Origin of the sequence: Candidatus Poriferisodalis sp. (genome assembly GCF_965198245.1) — a bacterium.
Lineage (GTDB): Bacteria > Actinomycetota > Acidimicrobiia > Acidimicrobiales > Poriferisodalaceae > Poriferisodalis.
The window spans coordinates 998235-1016856 of sequence record NZ_OZ240249.1 but is presented as its reverse complement, the minus strand read 5'-3'; the positions used below and the strand labels follow the sequence as shown (position 1 = coordinate 1016856).

General features: G+C 65.0%; 13 protein-coding genes. 7 read left to right on the top strand and 6 right to left on the bottom strand.

What is annotated here, in order from left to right; genetic code table 11:
• Positions 1-56: 56 nt before the first annotated feature.
• From ACOCMM_RS04800 to ACOCMM_RS04790, 3 genes are all read left to right on the top strand, one after another.
• On the top strand, positions 57-1379 hold the full coding sequence (locus ACOCMM_RS04800) for an aromatic ring-hydroxylating oxygenase subunit alpha (protein ID WP_419552051.1): 1323 nt from the start codon (positions 57-59) through the stop codon (positions 1377-1379).
• The gene (locus tag ACOCMM_RS04795; RefSeq protein WP_419552050.1) at positions 1376-4042 is read left to right on the top strand and encodes a GcvT family protein; all 2667 of its coding nucleotides are present in this window, start codon (positions 1376-1378) and stop codon (positions 4040-4042) included. Before ACOCMM_RS04800 ends, ACOCMM_RS04795 begins: the two co-directional genes overlap by 4 nt.
• Positions 4043-4616: 574 nt before the next feature.
• Entirely contained in the window at positions 4617-5507 is an 891-nt protein-coding gene (locus tag ACOCMM_RS04790; RefSeq protein ID WP_419552049.1) for a LysR family transcriptional regulator, read from the top strand.
• A gap of 112 nt (positions 5508-5619) precedes the next feature.
• On the opposite strand, the gene ACOCMM_RS04785 is transcribed toward ACOCMM_RS04790, so the two are convergent.
• Together ACOCMM_RS04785 and ACOCMM_RS04780 are read right to left on the bottom strand one after the other, a co-directional pair.
• Entirely contained in the window at positions 5620-6567 is a 948-nt protein-coding gene (locus ACOCMM_RS04785) for a M24 family metallopeptidase (RefSeq protein ID WP_419552048.1), read from the bottom strand.
• A gap of 1009 nt (positions 6568-7576) precedes the next feature.
• Entirely contained in the window at positions 7577-8785 is a 1209-nt protein-coding gene (locus tag ACOCMM_RS04780; RefSeq protein WP_419552047.1) for an acyl-CoA dehydrogenase family protein, read from the bottom strand.
• 106 nt (positions 8786-8891) lie between these two features.
• Between ACOCMM_RS04780 and ACOCMM_RS04775 the strand changes: the two genes are divergently transcribed.
• Positions 8892-10196: an acetyl-CoA hydrolase/transferase family protein gene (locus ACOCMM_RS04775; protein ID WP_419552046.1), complete on the top strand. Its 1305-nt coding sequence runs from the start codon at positions 8892-8894 to the stop codon at positions 10194-10196.
• Here ACOCMM_RS04775 and ACOCMM_RS04770 read toward each other — a convergent pair.
• Positions 10193-11080, bottom strand: a complete 888-nt coding sequence (locus tag ACOCMM_RS04770; protein ID WP_419552045.1) for an SDR family NAD(P)-dependent oxidoreductase — start codon at positions 11078-11080, stop codon at positions 10193-10195. The two genes, ACOCMM_RS04775 and ACOCMM_RS04770, sit on opposite strands and share 4 nt — an antisense overlap.
• A 176-nt stretch (positions 11081-11256) precedes the next feature.
• Between ACOCMM_RS04770 and ACOCMM_RS04765 the strand changes: the two genes are divergently transcribed.
• Positions 11257-12471, top strand: a complete 1215-nt coding sequence (locus tag ACOCMM_RS04765) for an amidohydrolase family protein (protein ID WP_419552044.1) — start codon at positions 11257-11259, stop codon at positions 12469-12471.
• A 54-nt stretch (positions 12472-12525) separates the two neighbouring features.
• On the opposite strand, the gene ACOCMM_RS04760 is transcribed toward ACOCMM_RS04765, so the two are convergent.
• Complete coding sequence (locus ACOCMM_RS04760) at positions 12526-13701, bottom strand: DUF1015 family protein (RefSeq protein ID WP_419552043.1); 1176 nt, start codon at positions 13699-13701, stop codon at positions 12526-12528.
• Between the two features lie 119 nt (positions 13702-13820).
• The gene (locus ACOCMM_RS04755; RefSeq protein WP_419552042.1) at positions 13821-15017 is read right to left on the bottom strand and encodes a CaiB/BaiF CoA transferase family protein; all 1197 of its coding nucleotides are present in this window, start codon (positions 15015-15017) and stop codon (positions 13821-13823) included.
• Positions 15018-15239: 222 nt separating this feature from the next.
• Between ACOCMM_RS04755 and ACOCMM_RS04750 the strand changes: the two genes are divergently transcribed.
• Positions 15240-16739: an AAA family ATPase gene (locus ACOCMM_RS04750; protein ID WP_419552041.1), complete on the top strand. Its 1500-nt coding sequence runs from the start codon at positions 15240-15242 to the stop codon at positions 16737-16739.
• 252 nt (positions 16740-16991) lie between these two features.
• Positions 16992-17300 carry a hypothetical protein gene (locus tag ACOCMM_RS04745; protein WP_419552040.1) on the top strand — a complete coding sequence of 103 codons (309 nt, stop codon included), beginning with the start codon at positions 16992-16994 and terminating at the stop codon, positions 17298-17300.
• Between the two features lie 60 nt (positions 17301-17360).
• Here ACOCMM_RS04745 and ACOCMM_RS04740 read toward each other — a convergent pair whose 3' ends face one another.
• Entirely contained in the window at positions 17361-18581 is a 1221-nt protein-coding gene (locus ACOCMM_RS04740) for an amidohydrolase family protein (protein ID WP_419552039.1), read from the bottom strand.
• Positions 18582-18622 lie beyond the last annotated feature (41 nt).

Sequence of the window (18622 nt, the reverse complement as noted above, 5' to 3'; positions counted from 1 at the left end):
CCGTGGTCCGCGCACTGCTGTTCGGAGAGTTGGCGAGAACGGGCTAGAACTACGAAATGACGACTCCACTGGCACGACCGAAGGCCCAATGGACACAACCGGGGTCTGAATTCTGGGCTCCGAATCGCAATCCGGTCGAAGCCGCGTTCGCGATGCAGCCCGCGGTCTACGCCGACGAGGAGTTCTTTGCTGCTGAACAGGAGCGTCTGTTCGGCCGGGCGTGGGTTGGGGTGGCCCTGGCTTTCGAGGTGGCGCGGCCAGGTCGGCTGCTGGTGCGTTCGGTCGGCGGACGCTCCGTTCTGCTGACCCGAACCGAAACGGGTCTGCACGGCTTCTTGAATTCCTGCCGCCACCGTGGCACCGAGCTCGCCGAGGCCGATTGCGACATCGCGAACACGATCCGCTGCCCCTATCACCGTTGGCACTACAGCGCGGACGGCCAGCTCGTGTCCGCACCGATGTTCGACACGGTGCCGCGAGATGGCTTCGACTTGGCGGACTACGGACTGATCCGGGTGAGAGTGGATACCTGGGGTCCGCTCGTGTTTGCCTGTCTCGACAACGACTCCCCGCCGTTGAGCGCGTGGCTCGGCGATCTGGGTGACCGCATGGCCGCCTACGGCTTCGAGAAGTGGCATCCCGTCGAGCTCGAAGAAGCGGCATGCACCTTCGACGTGGCCGCCAACTGGAAGCTCATCGTCGAGAACTTTGCCGAGTACTACCACCTGCCCTGGGTGCATCCGGAGCTGGCCAAGGTGTCGCGTGTCGCCGACCACTATCGGTACCAGGGGCCAGGCATGTACTGCGGGCAGACCACCACGCCTGTGTCGGGGGACGAGCGTGACGATTGGCTGAAACTGCCTGCAGCGGCCAGCCTCGACAACTCTGATGCCGCCAGCGGCAGATTCGTTGCGCTCTTTCCCAACGTGTTGCTGGCCGTGCTGCCGAGCCACATGTTCCTGATGACGCTGCAGCCGCTGGGCGCAGGCCGCACCCTTGAACACTGCACGTTCCTGTTCCCACCCGGTCCGATGACTGGACCCGAGCCGCCGGCCGCATTGTGCGAGTCGTTCGAGATCACGCGCCGCTTCTGGATCGAAGTGAACGACGAGGACATCGACATCTGCGAGCGGGCCCAGCGCGGCATCTCGTTGGGCGGTGCGCCTCCGGGACCACTGGCCCCTCGGTTCGAGGAACCGCTGAACCGCTTCCACAAGATGACGGCGGACCTGATGACGCTCCCCTGTGTGGCCGACTTGGCAGTGCCTGCGGGCGACGGTGCCGAGAACGCCGACCGCCACGGCAGTGAGCCGAACCCCTTGCCGCCAGCCATGGAACTCGACGCAACGGCCTCATCGGTGCAAACTTCGTCGTCGTGACCGACCGGGTACAGGCCGTCGTGATCGGCGGCGGCGTCGTTGGCGCTTCGGTGCTCTTTCACCTGACTCGCGCTGGCTGGACCGACGTGGTGCTGCTCGAGCGTTCTGAGCTGACGGCGGGTTCCACGTGGCACGCCGCCGGCGGAATGCATCCGATCAATTCTGACCCGACTGTGGCGAAGCTGCAGAAGTACACGATCGAGCTGTACCGCGAAATCGAAGCACTCTCGGGTCAGGACTGCGGCATTCATGTGACTGGCGCGATCTCGCTGGCCGACACGCCTGAGCGTCTCGACTGGCTTCGGATGACCGACGCACGCGGACGATATCTCGGCATTGCCTCCGAGATGATCTCGGCGGACGAGGCCGCGGCGCTTGTGCCCATCATCGATCCGAGCCAATTCGTCGGAGCGATGTTCGATGCCGACCACGGCCATGTCGATCCGACGGGCGTGACCTACGCCTATGCCAGGGCGGCGATGGCGGCCGGGGCACAGGTGCGCCGCCATAGGTGGGCTCGCCGCATCGAGCGCACACCCGACGGCGCCTGGCGGATCGGGCTCTACGACACAGCCCGCGGCGATCTCGCAGGCGCATCAAGCACAGCCGACTGCGACGACTGGATCGAAGCGTTGCATGTCGTCAACGCTGGTGGCCTGTGGGCTCGCGAGGTCGGACGCATGGTGGGACTCGAGATGCCCGTGCTCGCCATGGAGCACACATATGTGATCACTGAGCCCGTCTCCGAGATCGTCGCCCACAATGAGCGCACCGGCGAAGAGCTCATGGGCGCGATCGATTTTGGCGGTGAGATCTACACGCGCCAAGAGGGTCAGGGCCTGCTGGTCGGCACATATGAGCAGGCAGCTGTGGCTTGGCAGCGCCAGCAGACGCCGTGGGACTTCGACAAGCGCCTGCTGACACCCGACCTCGAACGCATCGCCCCGTCGCTGGAGACCGCGTTCAGGCATTTTCCGGTACTTGCCGATGTCGGCATCGCACGGGTGGTCAACGGTCCGTTCACCTTTGCGCCTGACGGGAATCCCCTCGTCGGTCCGATCCGCGGTTTGCCGGGCTACTGGTCGGCTTGCGCGGTGATGGCTGGTCTCTCACAGGCGGGAGGCGTCGGGCTCGCGCTCGCCAACTGGATGACGACCGGGGATCCCGGTTTCGACGTGTGGGCCATGGACGTCGCCAGGTTCGGCGACTGGGCGACTCGCTCCTACACCGCCGCCAAGGTGCGCGAGAACTACCAACGACGTTTCAGCATCCGCTTCCCGAACGAATTCTTCGGTGAGGGTCGTCCGCTTGCGACAACCTCGATTTACGAGGACCAACGCCAGGCCGGGGCAGTCTTCGGCGACGCCTTCGGCTTGGAGGTGCCTCTGTGGTTCGCGCCCGAGGCGGGGACCGTCGAGGACGTCACCTTCGGACGCTCCAACGCATGGCCCCATGTGAGAGCCGAAGTTCACGCCGTTCGCAACGACGTCGGACTCATGGAGACGTCGGGATTCGCCAAGTTCCTCGTCGAAGGGCCCGGTGCGCGAGCGTGGCTCACGCACCTCACCGCGGGCAGGTTGCCGCGACCGGGACGAATCGCTCTCGCACCGATGTGCAACGAGCAGGGGAACCTCACTGGCGACCTCACCATCGCCTGCCTGCCTCCAGCGATCGGGAGCGCCGATGGACCTGCACAGACGGTGACAGCAGGCGCCACGGCGAATACATCGAGCAGCGAGCGCTTCATGATCTTCGGTTCGGGCGTTGCCGAGCGTTACTACGAGCGCTGGTTCGACGAGGATCTCGCCCGCTGGAAGGGCACAGCGCCGGATGGACCGGCGTCAAAAGGCACAGCGCCGGATGGACCGGCGTCGCGGGAACCCGTGTGGTACCGCACGCTTGGTATGGAAATGTGCGGCGTGGCCATCGCAGGACCGAAATCGAGGACGCTGCTGGCCGAAGTCACTGACGCTGATGTCTCGCGCGAAGCCATGGGCTTCGGCAGCTTCACGGCTATCGACGTCGGCTGGGCGCGAGTCTGGTGCGGTCGCCTGAGCTACACGGGCGATCTCGGATACGAGCTGTGGATGGATGCAGGCCTCCTGCAGCATGTGTTCAGCCTGCTGTTGTCGCATGGCGCAGCGCACGGGCTGCGCCTGTTTGGCCTCCATGCCCTCAACTCGCTCCGACTGGACAAGAGCTTCGGCAACTGGGCACGCGAGTACCGACCCACCTACGACCCCCTCGAGGCTGGTCTGGGCCGCTTCATCCGGTTCACGAGATCCAACGACGACGGCACAGACTTCGTCGGCCGGTCAGCACTCATTGCCAAGAACGGACCTCGGCGACCTAGGGCTGGTGTCAACCCAGCGCCGCAGGGTTCGATGGCGCTGCGCACGTGGACCATCCCGGGCGTGAGGGATCGCTCCGGTTTCGATGCCGTGGCCGATGAACCCATCTTCTGCAATGGCGACCCGGTCGGCTGGGTTACTTCAGGTGGCTATGCCCACTACAGCGATGCATCGGTCGCCATGGGCTATGTGCCGGTCGAGTTTGCCAACAACGATGTCGAATTCAAAATAGTGATCGTGGGCGAGCGGCGAGTGGCGCATCTTGTCAACGGATGCCTCTGGGATCCAGACGGCACCGCAATGCGTCGCTAAGCGCCCTCCAGGGTCATTTGTCGACAACGGCGCCTAGCAGATGCTTGCCACAGAATTTACGTGGCCTGACGGTGGCGCGATATATCGATCACCTTCTCGGTGTCAAGACATACATCCCATTTTCTCTGGTATTCCGATAGTCCCTGATGCATCGTGCGCTTGGCGTTCATGCATGTCACAATGGAATTCCCCCGGCGTTACAGACAGTCATGTACGGAAACCAGCGTGAATAAAGTGCAACACTCTTACGAGATGCGGGCGAAGTTGTACAATTTACGCACTTCAGGTCGTCATGACCAATCCCACTGGGGTGGTCCCGTTTAGTATTGAACTACACTTCTCTAGTTTCCTGTATTCGGCAGAGGAATAACAGCCGTTTCATCCTTATGGTCATACCAATGACAAGCCAGATACCAACACAAAACGTATGTGAACGGTGCTTCAGCGCGAGAATCACCGGTCGATGCGACCATGTTCAGGCGAAACAAATGCATGACTTTAATAGCAATCATTATATTTATTCACATATCTCGTCCAGGCTGGTGATTTTGTAGCTATGTCATCACGTTTGGAAATGCACCATTACGAAACCATCGTGGCGGTTTCGGACACCGGATCAGTCACCGCGGCAGCTGGCCGACTTCATGTCAGCCAGTCGGCTGTCAGCCATCGATTGGCGGAGGCCGAACGACGGCTCGGCGGACGCTTATTCGAACGCCGCCCGTCGCGTGGCATGCAGCCGACGCCCGCTGCGCTCGCTCTGTGCCAAGCCGCGCATCGCGCGATGCCGGACTTGGGCCGCGCCGAACGGGATTTCATGCGCAGTGTCGGCGGGACGACCGCCACCGTTCGCATCGGAGTCGGCTCTTACGACTGTTACCACTGGCTGGCGCCATTCGCCGCGGCAGCGAGCGAGCGATTGGAAGGACTGCTGCTGGAACTCGTCGTCATTGGTGACGCGCCAGCACATCGACTCGCTGACGGTACGGCTGACCTGGTACTTGCTCCTGGTCCCGCTCAGGGAACGAATGAAACACTGCACGTGTTCACAGACGAACTCGTGCTCGTCACCCACCCGGGGCATCGCCTTGCGAGCCGTTCATGGATCGGGTCCGAGGCGTTAGCCGAAGAGGACTACTTCACCTACAACCGTCAACCATCGCCGGGCTTCGAGTACGAACGCTTTCTCCGACCCTCCGGTGTTTCACCTCGCACGATTACGGTGCTTGAGCAAACAGGTGCGATCGCCGAAATGATCGCAGCCGATTTTGGAGTATCGATTCTCAGCCGGTGGGCGATGTCGCCGTGGATGGACACAGGACGACTCGCAGCCGTGCGTTGCGGACGCTCCGGCCTCGACTTGGAGTGGTCGGCACTCATGCGTCCAGAGACCGCCGACGACGCGCCGGAGCGTCAAGTCGCCGATGCCATCGTCGCGTGGCTCGGCGATCCAAAGAACAGCTGAAGCCGAGCGCGGCCAGTTGGCCGTCAGGAGAAATCGACGCGGGTGTGGGCGCTCGTGCGCAACACAGACTCCTGGTCGAACCGCTGGCGATACTCTGGGGCGATCTCGCCAGTCAGCTCAGCAGGGCCTCACAAAACGGCGACTTCGACAGCAATTCAGGACCTGTCGGGGTGACAACCACCTGTTCCTCGAGCTTGACAGCCTCGGGGCGCCCGACAGGGGCCACCAAGCTCTCGACGCACAGCACCATCCCGGCCTCGAGCACGCCGTCATAGCCATCTTTCCCGAAGAGCTCGCGGTTGAGCACCAGTGGGAATTCGTTGCACAGGCCCATGCCATGGACAACGCACGCATTCGCCTCCGAGTGCAGCTCGCCGAGTGGCAGGTAGGCGCGCTCGGAGAGCTCTGCGAAGGTCACCCCTGGCTGCAGCAGCTCGATATTGCGCTGCACCTGCTCGCATGCGGCGGCATACATGGTGCGCTGCTCGGGCGTGCGCTTGGCGTCGCCCGCGAGCCAAGTGCGTGACACGTCCACGGTGTATCCGCCCAGGCCCACGTGATCAGTGTCGAAAGCGACGAGGTCGCCGTCGCGGATCACCCGATCCGAGCACTCCTGGTACCACGGGTTCGTACGAGGCCCAGATGTGAGCAAACGGGTCTCGAACCACTCTCCGCCGCCAGCGATGGCGACTTGATGCATCACCGACCAGAGTTCCTGCTCGGTGATGCCAGGCCGGCACGAGGCCTCCATTGCCGCGATGGCCCGCTCGCAGACCTGGATGGCCGCCCGGATAGCTGCAATTTCTCCCGGGCACTTGACTGCTCGGGCCCCGCTGACGATGTCACCGCCATCTGTCACCGTCACGCCGTGACGACCGAGGGCCCACAGGCCCAGCGGGTCCAGCCGATCCACGGCAAGCCTGGGCTGGGTGCCCCGCCGCCGGAACGGACTCGAACCGAGCAGTGAAGCGATTTCTGCGGCCCAGCGATCGGCGAATTCACCAGTACGCGGCCCGGTGATGAAGTGGTACCAACTCACCGCATTTCGCACCTCACCCACGGCGGGATGCCCCTCGGAGAGGTGTTCACACGTCTTGAACTCGAACAGAGTGACCGGACCCTCCGCAGGCACGAGTGCGTACCGGCAGGGGTGGTGCAGCGAGTACACCGCCATGTTCGTCGTGCCGGTGGCGTACCTGACGTTGAGCGGGTCATAGAGCAGCAGCGCGTCGCAGTCCGTGGCGACGAGGTGCTGCTGCAGCCTTGCGAGACGTTCTCGAAGTCGCCGCCGGAATCAGGTTCGGCCACCATGAGCGTGACGACAAACTCGTTGGTGTCGTAGTGCCAGTGGAGCTCGCCGCCCGGGGGCGTCACCGTGACAACAAGCCCCGCCAGCGGGTCGGCGTATTCGAACGCCCGGACTTCGCCGACGCACGCCGCCACGAATTGCTTGACGCCAGGTGCGGCATACACGCGCGCCAGCACCACGTCGGGCGGGATCTGGTCGCGGGTGAGGTGACCGATCAGGCGTGACATCTGGATCTGGCGAGGATCGTCCGGCGCGAGACCCACTTCGAGATCGGAGCGCGCGTAGACGCTCGAGGTCTCATGACGCAGCGGTGCCTTCGGCATCAGTGAGGAGATTTCGCTGCGTGCTCGCCGTAACCCCTCGTCGGTCAAGAATCCCGGCAGCGTTGCGCACCCGTCGGCTGCCAGGGCCCGCCTCGTCGTGGCCACCATGTCCGCCCAACTCTCGTTGACTGAACCTCCGGCGTTCTGGACGTTGCCAACCGGATATTGGCTGACGTTCACAATGTCCTCGAGGGCGTCGCCCTCGGGGTTCGCATACAGCAGAGCCGAACCCACTCTTACCCCCTCTCGAAATGTTGTGTTCGAGGTGGTCCCCGGGACAGTCCGAGCGAGCTGTGGACCGAGTTGTGATCACCTTTGAAGACAGTTAACACCCGTGGGGTACATGAACCACGCTCAGTGTTCACACGTCATCCGTGAGCAATGTGCATCGACCGTCGCGGCCTGTCGCCGGCCCGATATCCGGCCAGCAGGTGTGTTCAGTCGAGCAGCGTCCTGCTGATCACGACATCTTGGATTTCGGTCGCACCGTCGACGTAGTGCGTCAGCCGCGAAGCTGCCAGGTGGCGGGGCAGCGGGTGATCCCGACGTGCGCCGACGGCGCCCATCACCTGCATGCAGTCCGCCAGCCGTCGCTCTGCTGCGCGAGTCGCGAACTTCTTGGCATGCGCGGCCATCACGGCCGCCGGGCGGCCCTCCGCCACTGCGAGTGCTGCCCGGTACGCCAGCAGGCGCGACGCTTCGAGGTCTGTGGCCACGTCGGCCAGCCGGAACCGCACCCCTTGCAGGTCGGCGATGCGGCCGCCGAAGGCCTGACGTTGGCGCACGTATTCGATGGCCGTCGCCAATCCGGTGCGCATCATGCCGCAGCACATCGCCGCGACCAGGACGCGGGCGATGTCGATGCCCTCCATTGCCGCAACGAAGCCCTCGCCCACGGGCACCATCACATCGCCATCGGACACTCGGCAATTCTCGAAGCTGATGCCGTTGGTTCCGAGGCCGTGTGCGCCGCTCAATTCGTACCCCTCGGAGCGTTCGACGCCGTCGGTACTGCCATCGATGAGAAAGGTCACAATGCCTCGATGGCCGGCTGCGGGATCGGTCTGCGCGTACACCGACAGCAGCTCCGCAGAGGTGCCGTTACTGACCCAAGCCTTCTCGCCGTCGAGAACCCATTCGTCGCCGTCACGGCGTGCCGAGGTGGTGATCTTGGCGGCGTCGCTGCCCACGCCGGGCTCGGTGAGCAGGAAAGCGCCAAGCCGTTCACCCGAAACGAGCGGCGGCAGCGCTCGGGCACGAAGCTCCGCAGGGGCTCGCCGGCTCACTGCCCCCGCCAGGTTGTTGTGACACACCAGCGAGAAGGCGATGGCAAAGTCCGCAGCGGCGATCTCCTCAAGCACGCGTGCGAGACCGATCTGGCTCATGCCGGACCCGCTGTCGGCCACGGGCACCAACAGCCCGCAGAGATCTTCGCCGGCGGCACTCGCAAATGCCTCGGTCGCGAAGCGGCGATCTCGCTCCCACGACTCGGCCCGCGGCGCGACATAGTCGCGAGCCCACGACGCGGCACGTTCGATGACTGCTTGATCTCCCGAGCCCACCGCGGCGTCGGCGACATCTGGCGTGAGTTCGGATACCAGATCCGGTGCGGGCATGGCGTTGAGGTCGGTCGCTTGAGAGCTCATGACCGGGAATATTGCCATTGCGGGTCCCGTACAGTTCGCCCGGACGTGCAGGCGACCCGTCGGCACCTCCGGTAGCTGGACCCTCAACACGAGGAGCACCGCATCGATGAGTCCCGACGGCCGCATACCTCACAACGGCAACCGTGCCGGAACCCAGGTGAGCCTCGACACTGCCGTCGAGCGCATCGGACGCCGGGCACGCGTCTATGCAGCGCAGGGCTCAGCAACCCCATACGGCTTGCTGAGCGGGATTGACGCTGCACACGATCGCTTCGAGCAACTCGAGTTCGTGAGCGCATTCCTGCTCAGCAGGCCTGCACCGCTCGACCATCTCGGCAACCCATTCCGCTGGACCTCGCTGCAGCCCAGCGGCGCATTGCGCGATGCGCACGGCAGCCCGCACTTCGACGTCGTACCCGCCCGCTACTCAGACATCACCGGCCTCGTGGGCCCCAACGGCGGGCTCGAAGCCGATGTCGTGGCGTGCCAGGCCAGCCCGCCCGATGCGCAGGGGCGCATGAGCCTCGGCACTGGCGTCGGTGGCCATGTCCAGCTGTTGCGATCGACGCCGCTGGTGATCGCGCAGGTGAACCCGCAGATGCCCTACGTGGGTGGGGAAGGCGAATGCCACCGGACCGACTTTGATGCGCTGGTCGAGATCGATGAGCCGCTGGCCGAGCTGGCGCCGGCCGTCGTCGATGACACCGCCCGGGCCATCGCAACTCACGTCGGCCAGTACATCGGCGATGGGACCACGCTGCAGTTCGGGATCGGGTCGATTCCCGACGCCGTGCTGTCCAGCCTCGGAGACCGTCGCCACCTCGGACTCCACGGCGGCATGATCAACGACGCTTGCATCGACCTCATCGCCAGCGGTGCGGTGGACAACCGCCACAAGGGGCCGTTGGGCGATGGCGTGAGCGTCGCCGCAGAAGTGATGGGCACACGCCGGCTCTACGACTGGGTCGACCGCAATCCGGCAGTGCAGTTGGTGCGTGGCTCGCTGAGCCACGGCATCGAGGGCATCGCCCAGGTACGCAACTTCGTCGCGCTGCAGTCCACCGTGCAGATGGCGCTCGACGGCTCGGCGAACTCCGAGGTCGTCGGCGGCCGCTATATCTCCGGACCCGGCGGCGCCCCCGACTTCGCGTTCGGCGCCTGCGTGGCAACCGGAGGCCGAGCCATCGTCGCGATGCCGTCGACGGCTGCGGGCGGGCGCATCTCGCGCATCGTTCCAACCCTCGAAGAGGGCGCCCCCACGACGCTGCCGGCGTATGTGGCGGACATCGTCGCAACTGAGTTCGGAGCGGTGGAACTGCGGGGCCGCACGCTCGCCGAGCGTGCTGAGCTGCTCACCTCGATTGCACACCCCGATCACCGGGACGCGCTGAGTCACGAGCGTCGCGGCTAGAGGCGGCGAACCGAAGCGGCCTTGCCGGTCGTGCCGTACGCCATGCCGGCCATGCGATGCAGATTGCGCGTGTTGTGCATCTTTCCGTGGATGCGGGGACCCGCCGCCAGCATGGCGCCGTCCACCACGAGCTGCTGACCGCTCACGAATCTGCTGTCATCGCTGGCCAAGAACAGCGCCGTTGATGCAATATCGCTGCCCTCGCCTCGTTGCGGCCATGGCTGCAGCTCCGCCATCACCTCCTCGGCTTGGGCCTCATTGCCGCTGTGCATCAGCGGGGTGAAGATCAGCCCTGGGCAGATCGCATTCACCCGGATGCGGTGGGGTGCCAACTCCAGCGCCGTTGTCTGAGCCAGGCTGATGACGGCTGCTTTGGCTGCCGAATACGCCTGCGGGCCGGCCCCACCGCCAACGCCGGCAATCGATGCGGTGTTGATGATCGAGCCGCCGGTGCCCTGAGGGATCATGACCCGGGCAGCGTGCTTGGTGCCCAGCATCACTGAGCGCACCAGGATGGCGAACGTCTCGTCCCAGGCATCGGTGTCCAGTTCGGTGATCGGGCCGAAGGCCCCGCCGATGCCGGCGTTGTTGAAGACCACGTCCAGCCGGCCGAAGGCCTCGACAGCCAGCTCGGTCATGGCAGCCACGTCGTCCTCTACCGATACGTCCGTGCGGGTGAAGCGAGCACGCTCGCTGTGGCCAGACGCGGTCAGTTGCTCCACGAATGCGTGTCCTGCGTCGGCGTTGAGGTCGCCGATCACGACTGAGGCGCCTTCGGCCAGGAACCGCTCGACAGTGGACCGTCCCATGCCGCTCGCGCCGCCAGTGATCACCGCTGCCTTGCCAGCCAGACGACCTGTTGTATTTCCGTTGCCCTCGCTCATGTCATCGTCCTCTGCAGCGGTATTCGGTCAGGGTCAGATTGTCGCCCATGGCGCGTGTTCGTGCGCCGGTACCGCTCTGCAGACACTTCGGCGGGACGCTTCCGCTGACATCGGATGTACACCGTGCGAGAATGCTGGCGGGATCATTGGGGCGAATCGGGCACATTGGGGGAATCATGAGCACGACCATCCAGAGAGATCTGTCCGCTCACGGCGGTCAGCGCCACATGCACGAGGTGCACAAGATCGCACACGCCGGCGCCGTGGATGCCGACGGGCACATCCTCGAGCCACCCGACCTGTGGGAGGAATACCTCGAGGAGCGCTACAGGGACCGGGCACTGCGCATCGAGATCGAACCTGAACGCGGTCTCGAAGTGCTCATGATCGACAACCAACTGAGCAAACTGGCGCGCCCTGGCATGGTCTCCACGCTGGGTGCAATGGGCGCAGCCGACTTGCCTGACATCATGTTCAACCCCGAGCGCACATATCTGGGCGAGATCCCCTTCGGCGCCATGGATCCCCATCAACGGATCGAGTTGCTCGACGCTGAAGGCCTCGACATCGCGGTCCTCTTGCCGACGATGGGGCTGTTGTGGGAAGCCGAACTCACCGACCCTGAGCTCAGCCAGGCCTACACCCGCGCTTACAACCGATGGATCTGCGAATTCTGCCGCGATCATTCGGACCGGCTCGTTCCTATCGCGCACTTGTCGCTCACCGATCCCGTCGCTGCGGCGGCTGAGCTGCGGCGCGCTGTCGCCGACGGAGCGCGAGGAGCCTTCGTCGCACCGTTCACACACAGTTCGCGCCCGCTCGGTCATCCCGATCACGACCCGGTGTTCGAAGCAGCGCAGGATCTGGGCGTCCCGTTTGCGATTCACCCCACCTTCGAACCGCAATGGACCAAGGGCACTCGCATGGGCACCTGGGAACACGTGCGCGACCTGCGGCTCACAGCGTCTATGACCGCGTCGGACGGCGTGCGTCATCAATTCGTGTCGCTGTTCGACTACGGGGTCTTCGACCGATTCCCCGAACTCAAGGTGCTAGTGCTCGAATCGGGCGGCGGATGGCTCGGCTATTGCCTGGACCGCATCGACGCGGTCTTCGCCCACACCTACACCGGCACCCGGGTGCCGCTGGAACTGAAGCCGAGCGAGTACTTCATGCGTCAGGTCTGGATCTCCTGCGATCCCGACGAGCGCACGATTCCTGCACTCGCGAAGCGCTTCGGGCACGACCGGTTCATGTGGGCCAGCGACTTCCCCCACGCCGACCACACCCCGGAATATGTGCTCGACCTCGACGAACTCGTCGACATGTTCCCCGCCGAGGCGCAGCGTGACTTCATCGGCGACAACGCTCGCCGGCTGTTCGAGCTGTAGCTGGGGCTATCGCCGTGACCGCCAGTGAGGGCGATCAGCATTGCGGAGGCGGCCTCAGCAGCGGACGAGCAGCACTCCGGAGCGGGCCTTCGGCAAGAAGTAGGTGGTCTTCGGTGGCATCACACCGCCGAAATCGGCCACCTCGAAGACCGCTCCGAGCGGTACCGGCGCCAGCAGGATCGTTACCGGCACTTGGGATCCGGCGACGGTCGTCGGGCGGTATGTCAGCCTGGGGTCGGAGTCGCTCGTGACGCCGAAGACCTCGCTGAGCACAAATTCGTGCACGAAAGCGGCGTCCAACCGGTTCGCAGGGTTGTGGACCGGCGACGCATCGTCGGATGGCCCGGTGTGATGGCGGCGTGCGCGGAACCAATGGCCCGCCACGCCGACGCCGATCCACCCGGGTGAGGAGGGGCGCGCAGCGGCGATGTCGGACACCTCGGTTACCTCGCAGCGAGCCCTCATCAGATCCAGGACGCGCCGGGGCATCATGTCGAGTTCGCTCAGCTCGCGGTCGAAGCTGCCGAGGTGCAGCTCATCTGTGGGAGCGCACGCCACGAGCACGTGCGAGAAGCCGGCTTGCCTGGCGGCAGCGACACGGTGGTGCCCGTCCACGATGTACAGCGGGCCGTCGAGACCGACGCTGGCGCCCTCGCCGCCTGGGACGACGGCGGGCCACAGCGTGACCAGCGCGCCGTCGGCGGTCTTGGTGTCGAGCAGCGGCTCGAGCGGAGTGGACGACCTAGCTGCAGCAAGGGTGGCCTCGATGACTTCGGCGACGACTGACAGCCGCGGCGCTGTGACAACGACGGGACTCGACATTCGGCCGACTTCGGTGAAGTGCATTGCCAAGCCGTGGACCCGGCCAGGCTGAGTGTCCTCGTGCGGGCGCAGCTCGTGAGAGCCGAGGCGCACTCCCCCAAGCAACGCATGCTGAGTGTGACCGTCTGCCTCGACGCACTGCACGTACAGGCTCGGTGCGCGGGTGGAGCCGAACGCGCCCAGCCCGATGAGCCGATCAAGTGCCTGGGTGCTGCGCGTGGCGTGCTGCAAGTGCTCGCTCGGGTGACCGAAGCTCTCCGGCGGCGATCCGGCGACATGGGCAAATGAATCGGGATTCTCAGCGAGGTGCTGCGCCTGCTCCGCAGGCGTGAGCGAGTCGTATGGCGCGGGTATCACCGTCGGCGCCCATTCGGGCGTCAGAATACGCGCGCTGACCGGCTCGATCATCCGCTCTCCTTCCCCGCCGCCCCATCTCGTTCGCCCGTGTTGTTGAGCTCGGGACGCACTGCGACGCGGCGGATCGAAGTTATCTCACGGTCGGCAGTTGTTTCGACGCGCGGCGCCTGTCAGGGAATGACACCGGCCTGTTTCAACTGCTCGATTGCATCCCAGTCGTAGCCGTGCTCAGCCAGGATCAACTCGGTGTGCTGACCCAGCTCGGGCGATGGTCCGCTGGGATCCCAAGCAGTCGCGGAGAAGTCGACGGGCGTCGCGACCATCTCGGTCGTACCGCCATCAGGTGCTGGCACCTCGACCCAGCAACCGGCGGCCTGAGCCTGCGGGTCGGATCGAAACTCCAGGGTGGACTGCACCGGCGCCCACCACACATCGTTTGCATCGAAGATCTCACCCCAGGCGGCTCGCGTGCGGGTGGCCATGACCGCATCCATCTCCGCCGTGAGAGCTGCGGTGTTCTCCCAGCGGAGCACGATGTCGCCAAAGCGTGGATCGTCGCTCCAGTCGGGCCGATCCATCGCGCGAACGACGTTGGGCCAGTGCCGATCGCCTTCGAGGCCCAGCATCCAGAGCCACTCGCCGTCGCCGCACCGGTAGCAGTTGATGAGCGGGTTGGGCGGATTGTCGCGACCCCTGGCCACGGTCTCGGCACCGGTCATCGCGGTGATGTTGTGATCCCAGCCCAGCATGTAGGCGCCCAGGCGCATCAGGGAGGACTCGACGAGCTGGCCCTTGCCGCTGCTGGTGCGGTGATAGAGCGCTGCGGCCACCCCGGCTGCCGCCGCCAGTCCTGTCATGTGGTCGCCCATGCCGCCACGCTGGTAAGGGAGGTCGGCACCTTCTGGGGTGAGTGAGCGGGCGATGCCGGCACGCGACCAGAACGTGCCGACGTCATAGGTGTGGCGATCTCGTTCATCGCCCTGCAGCGATAGCCCCGTCACGCTCGCGTAGATCAGCTGCGGGTAGCGCTCCGACAGCGACGGGTAATCGAGGCCCATCCGTTCGAGCCCGCCGGGCCGGATGTTCGACAAGAAGACGTCGGCGATTGCCAGCAGTGAGTGCAGAGCGTCGAGGCCCTCCGGTTGTCGCAGGTCCAAGGCGATACTGCGCTTGCCCCGATTGTCCAGATCGAAGGGGGGGTTGCCGACTCCCGGGAACAGCCATTCCAATGAACGGAACGGGTCGCCGTCCGGTGTTTCAACCTTGATGACGTCGGCACCCCAATCGGCGAGTATCCCGCCGCAGGCTGGTCCGGCGACCCACACGCCCAGCTCGACGACACGGACACCTTCCATCGGCCCGGCCATCTGTCCTCCCCTGGCTCAACGAGCCAATCGCGATGCGCCAGCCAACCCGGTCATGCGGCCGACGCAGCGGCAACGCGGCAGGGTACTCAACCCCACCTCTCAAGGAGAGCGAGGTCGTCGTCGGTGGGAATTCGGCTCTGCTGGCGTAGATCGTGTTTGCGCGCCGTGTCGTCCCATTCCAAGCACTGCCTTCCTAGGGAGGCTCACAAGTACGCTGATGGCATGGGCATTTCGGTCGAAGTGCAGAACCTCGGCCCGCTGGAGTCGGCCCAGATTGATCTTGGCGACCTCAACGTCCTGGTCGGCGAGAACAACACCGGCAAGAGCTTCTTCGCCACGGTGCTGCACTGCGCGGCGGCGTCCACAAGCGCGGCGCGGGTTCCGGGCCGGCGTGATTTTGACGAGATTCCGGGCCAGTTTCGTGACTTCGTCACCCAACTCCTTCGCCTCGTGAATTCAGAGGGCCAAGCCAGCCAGGCGTTGGAATATCGGCCAGATGAGAACACGACTGAATGGCTCAGGGCCATTTCGACGGACTTGCTACAGACCTTCGGGCGCGAACTGCGACGCGGGCTTGCGTACGCCTACGGCACCACGCCGAGCGAATTGCGGCGCAAGATCCGAGCCGGCGTTGCGCCGGGCTCGCTCATACGGGTCTCCAATAGATCAAGCGATACGGATCTGATGTGGTCGGTCATGGTCGGGTTCGATTCTGACAACAGCGACAGCGAAGACATCGATTCCGATGGCGTCGTCGTTGAGCCGCCGAATCCGATCACCTGGCTCGGCGAAATCCTCGACGGCGACAACGTGGCATTCGCGACGAGATTCCTGCCTGCCGAGCGCCTCGGAAGCGAGCCTGTGGCGGACGACATCACCCACACCTGCTGGCGTCTTGCGATCGCGGTGGGCCGCGCTGTCCTGTTCAATGGCTGGCCCACCGAAGCAATCCACTTGCCGGCCCAGCGAAGCGGCATCGTGGAGAACTCCGGAGTTCTGGCCGGGGTGGCGTTGCGGCAGCTCGCAGGCGTCGAGCGGCTCGGTGCGGCAGAAGTGCGCATGACCGGCACGACGGCCGATCTCCTTGCACTCTGGCTGCAGATGGACGGCGGACCGTCTCAGCCGATGCCCGAATCTGAGTTTCCCCGCCTCGTGGAATCCTTTGAGCAACGGCTCGGTGCGTCCATTGAGCTCGACACCGACGGTGGCGGTGGCCCGAACTTCGTGGCTGTGACCCCCGAGGGACGATTCCCGCTGCCCCGTGCATCGGCGATGCTGTCCGAGCTGGCGCCGCTGCTGCTGGCCGCCAAGCACCGGCTTGAGTGGGGACACTGCCTGACCATCGACGAGCCCGAGGCACATCTGCACCCAGAAGTGCAGCGGCAGATTGCTTCTTTCTTGGTGCAGCTCGCCACCGCTGGCGCTGTCGTCGTTTTGACGACGCACTCGTCGTCCTTCGTCGGTCAGCTCAACAACCACGTCCGGGCCCACGCGTTGAAAAAACTGCCGTCGCTGCCCAAAGGCGTGCCGACGCCAGACATCGACCCAGCGACAGTGCGGGCGTTGTGGTTTTCTCGAACCCAGCGAGGATGCGCGGCTGAGCCAATTGCGGTCGACCGCATCGACGGCATCGACCAAGGCGTCTTCACCGGCACGATGCGAGCGTTGCACCACGAGACGGCAAGCACCGTCAATCCGCTGCTGGAATCCCCGGTCGACTAGATGCCCGACAGAGTCGGAGTGCCGCCCTGCGGCCAAGCCGATTGCCTTGCCTGTTCCGTTCGGGACCGGTTGCTCGAAGCGGGGGCACGTGGACTCGACAGCGCAACACTCCTCGACGACGACACTCCGGGAAATGTCCACTGCGAAGTGACCATCTGCGATGACGGCGACTGCTCGTGCCAGTCACGTCTGAAGCTTGACATCACAGGTTCGACGTACCGAGAAACCGGTCGACGATCCGAGGAGACACCAATGTGCGACTTCTCCGTTGTCGCTGCGTTGCCCGAACGGAACGTTGCGGCAGCGGTCGAACTCAAGCTCGGTGCCGCCGCGTGGCCTGATTCCGGGGAACAGCTTCGGGAGGGTCTTCGAGTGCTGCATGATGCATTCAGCGGCGTCGGTGCGCAAAGCACCCCGAGGGCCTACCTCGCCGTCGGTAAACAACGGGAACAGTTACAGGAGTTCCTGGATGCCGAGGGATTGAGGCTCAACTACGGATCGCGCACGGTTCCTGTCGAAGTGATCGACTGCGGTTCCTGCATCAACATCTCGGCTGCCTAGCTCGTCTTGATGCCCCACAGTGTTGGCCCGCCACCGCAACTCGCAGGGTGGGCATCGCCGTCACAAGACTTGGCACAGTCGCAGGGCGGTCTGGGAGTCGATGCGCTCGGCCGGGGCGAGGGTGCGGCTGGTTGCGGCTTCGATCCACTCAGAGGGATCCGGGGGCACGGTTGGGGCATCGGAAGACAATGTGACCCTGATCCCACGGCGCAGCAGGCTGGCGAGCGGCCACAGCCAGCTCTGCTCCGTGACCGAGAGCTGATCGCGGTACTTCTGCTCACGACGGGTCACGAAGCTGGGTTGCGTAACCACGGCGACGCCAAGCCGTGCGATGCGGTCGAGCTGCTCTGGCAGCGCAAGCGCACAGTGTTCGATGCGATCGGGCTCAATCCGATCTGGCTCAATCCGCTCAGATCCGGCGGACCGGGCCGTGTCGAGGATCGGCGGATGCGCTTCGAGGGCATCGAGAGATGCTTGCAACGTGTCGATGTCCATTGCGTGGATGGCGACGGGAAATCGGCAGGCGCGAGCAGTCGCGACCATTTCGGCGATCGCGCTTTCGTCGTCGTGGGGCGGCATCACCTTGGCGTGACCGATTCGCACGCCAACCTCATCGGACACAGCCGACGGGCCCGGCACGGTCATGCCAAAGGTCAGATCCCCGAGCGAGTCGAGCCGGTCGGCACCCACCATCGCCGTGACGTCCACAGACGGCGCGCCCGCTGCCGCTTCAGCCAGCAGTTCCAACGCGGCGAGGTCGTTCGTGTGCGTCGCATCGGTGCATGCGCTGATGCCCGCGGTGGCCAGTTCGGTCAGCACATCTGTGACAGATGCCACCGTCGCAGCGCGGTCGGGCCGCGGCACCGCCGCTAGCACATCGTGGCGCTCGACGAGCACATCGCCGGACGCGAGGCCGAGTGCCCGACCCGCGGCGGTGTTGACGACGGCCACATGACCGGTGATGTGATGAAGCACGGCGGGATAGCCGGCGGCGACTGAGTCCAGCTCGGCAACCGTGGGATGGCGCCGCTCATCGAGCAGCGCATCGTCGTAGCCCCAGACCCGCAGCCACGAGTGCGAGGCATCACCCGCCGACACGGCGCCGCCTTGGCGGCGCGCAGCCAACGCAGCGGCGCTGCGGCGCCGTACGGCTTGCCGCACTGTGGCCAGCAACTCTTCTATGGACGTAGCGGCACTTACGTCCACTGATCGGCGTGCTGCGGCGCACCCCAGCAGGTGCAAGTGATCGTCGCGATACCCCAGAGCCGAGGTGGTGCTCACGGACCGAGCGAGCCCGGCGCGTTCACGCCCAGCCTCAGATC

Coding starts and splice junctions, on each gene's coding strand:
- ACOCMM_RS04790 (WP_419552049.1), top strand. CDS start 4,617: ATGCACCATTACGAAACCATCGTGGCGGTTTCGGACACCGGATCAGTC.
- ACOCMM_RS04755 (WP_419552042.1), bottom strand. CDS start 15,017: ATGGCCGGGCCGATGGAAGGTGTCCGTGTCGTCGAGCTGGGCGTGTGG.
- ACOCMM_RS04775 (WP_419552046.1), top strand. CDS start 8,892: ATGAGTCCCGACGGCCGCATACCTCACAACGGCAACCGTGCCGGAACC.
- ACOCMM_RS04745 (WP_419552040.1), top strand. CDS start 16,992: ATGTGCGACTTCTCCGTTGTCGCTGCGTTGCCCGAACGGAACGTTGCG.
- ACOCMM_RS04750 (WP_419552041.1), top strand. CDS start 15,240: ATGGGCATTTCGGTCGAAGTGCAGAACCTCGGCCCGCTGGAGTCGGCC.
- ACOCMM_RS04760 (WP_419552043.1), bottom strand. CDS start 13,701: ATGATCGAGCCGGTCAGCGCGCGTATTCTGACGCCCGAATGGGCGCCG.
- ACOCMM_RS04780 (WP_419552047.1), bottom strand. CDS start 8,785: ATGAGCTCTCAAGCGACCGACCTCAACGCCATGCCCGCACCGGATCTG.
- ACOCMM_RS04800 (WP_419552051.1), top strand. CDS start 57: ATGACGACTCCACTGGCACGACCGAAGGCCCAATGGACACAACCGGGG.
- ACOCMM_RS04770 (WP_419552045.1), bottom strand. CDS start 11,080: ATGAGCGAGGGCAACGGAAATACAACAGGTCGTCTGGCTGGCAAGGCA.
- ACOCMM_RS04765 (WP_419552044.1), top strand. CDS start 11,257: ATGAGCACGACCATCCAGAGAGATCTGTCCGCTCACGGCGGTCAGCGC.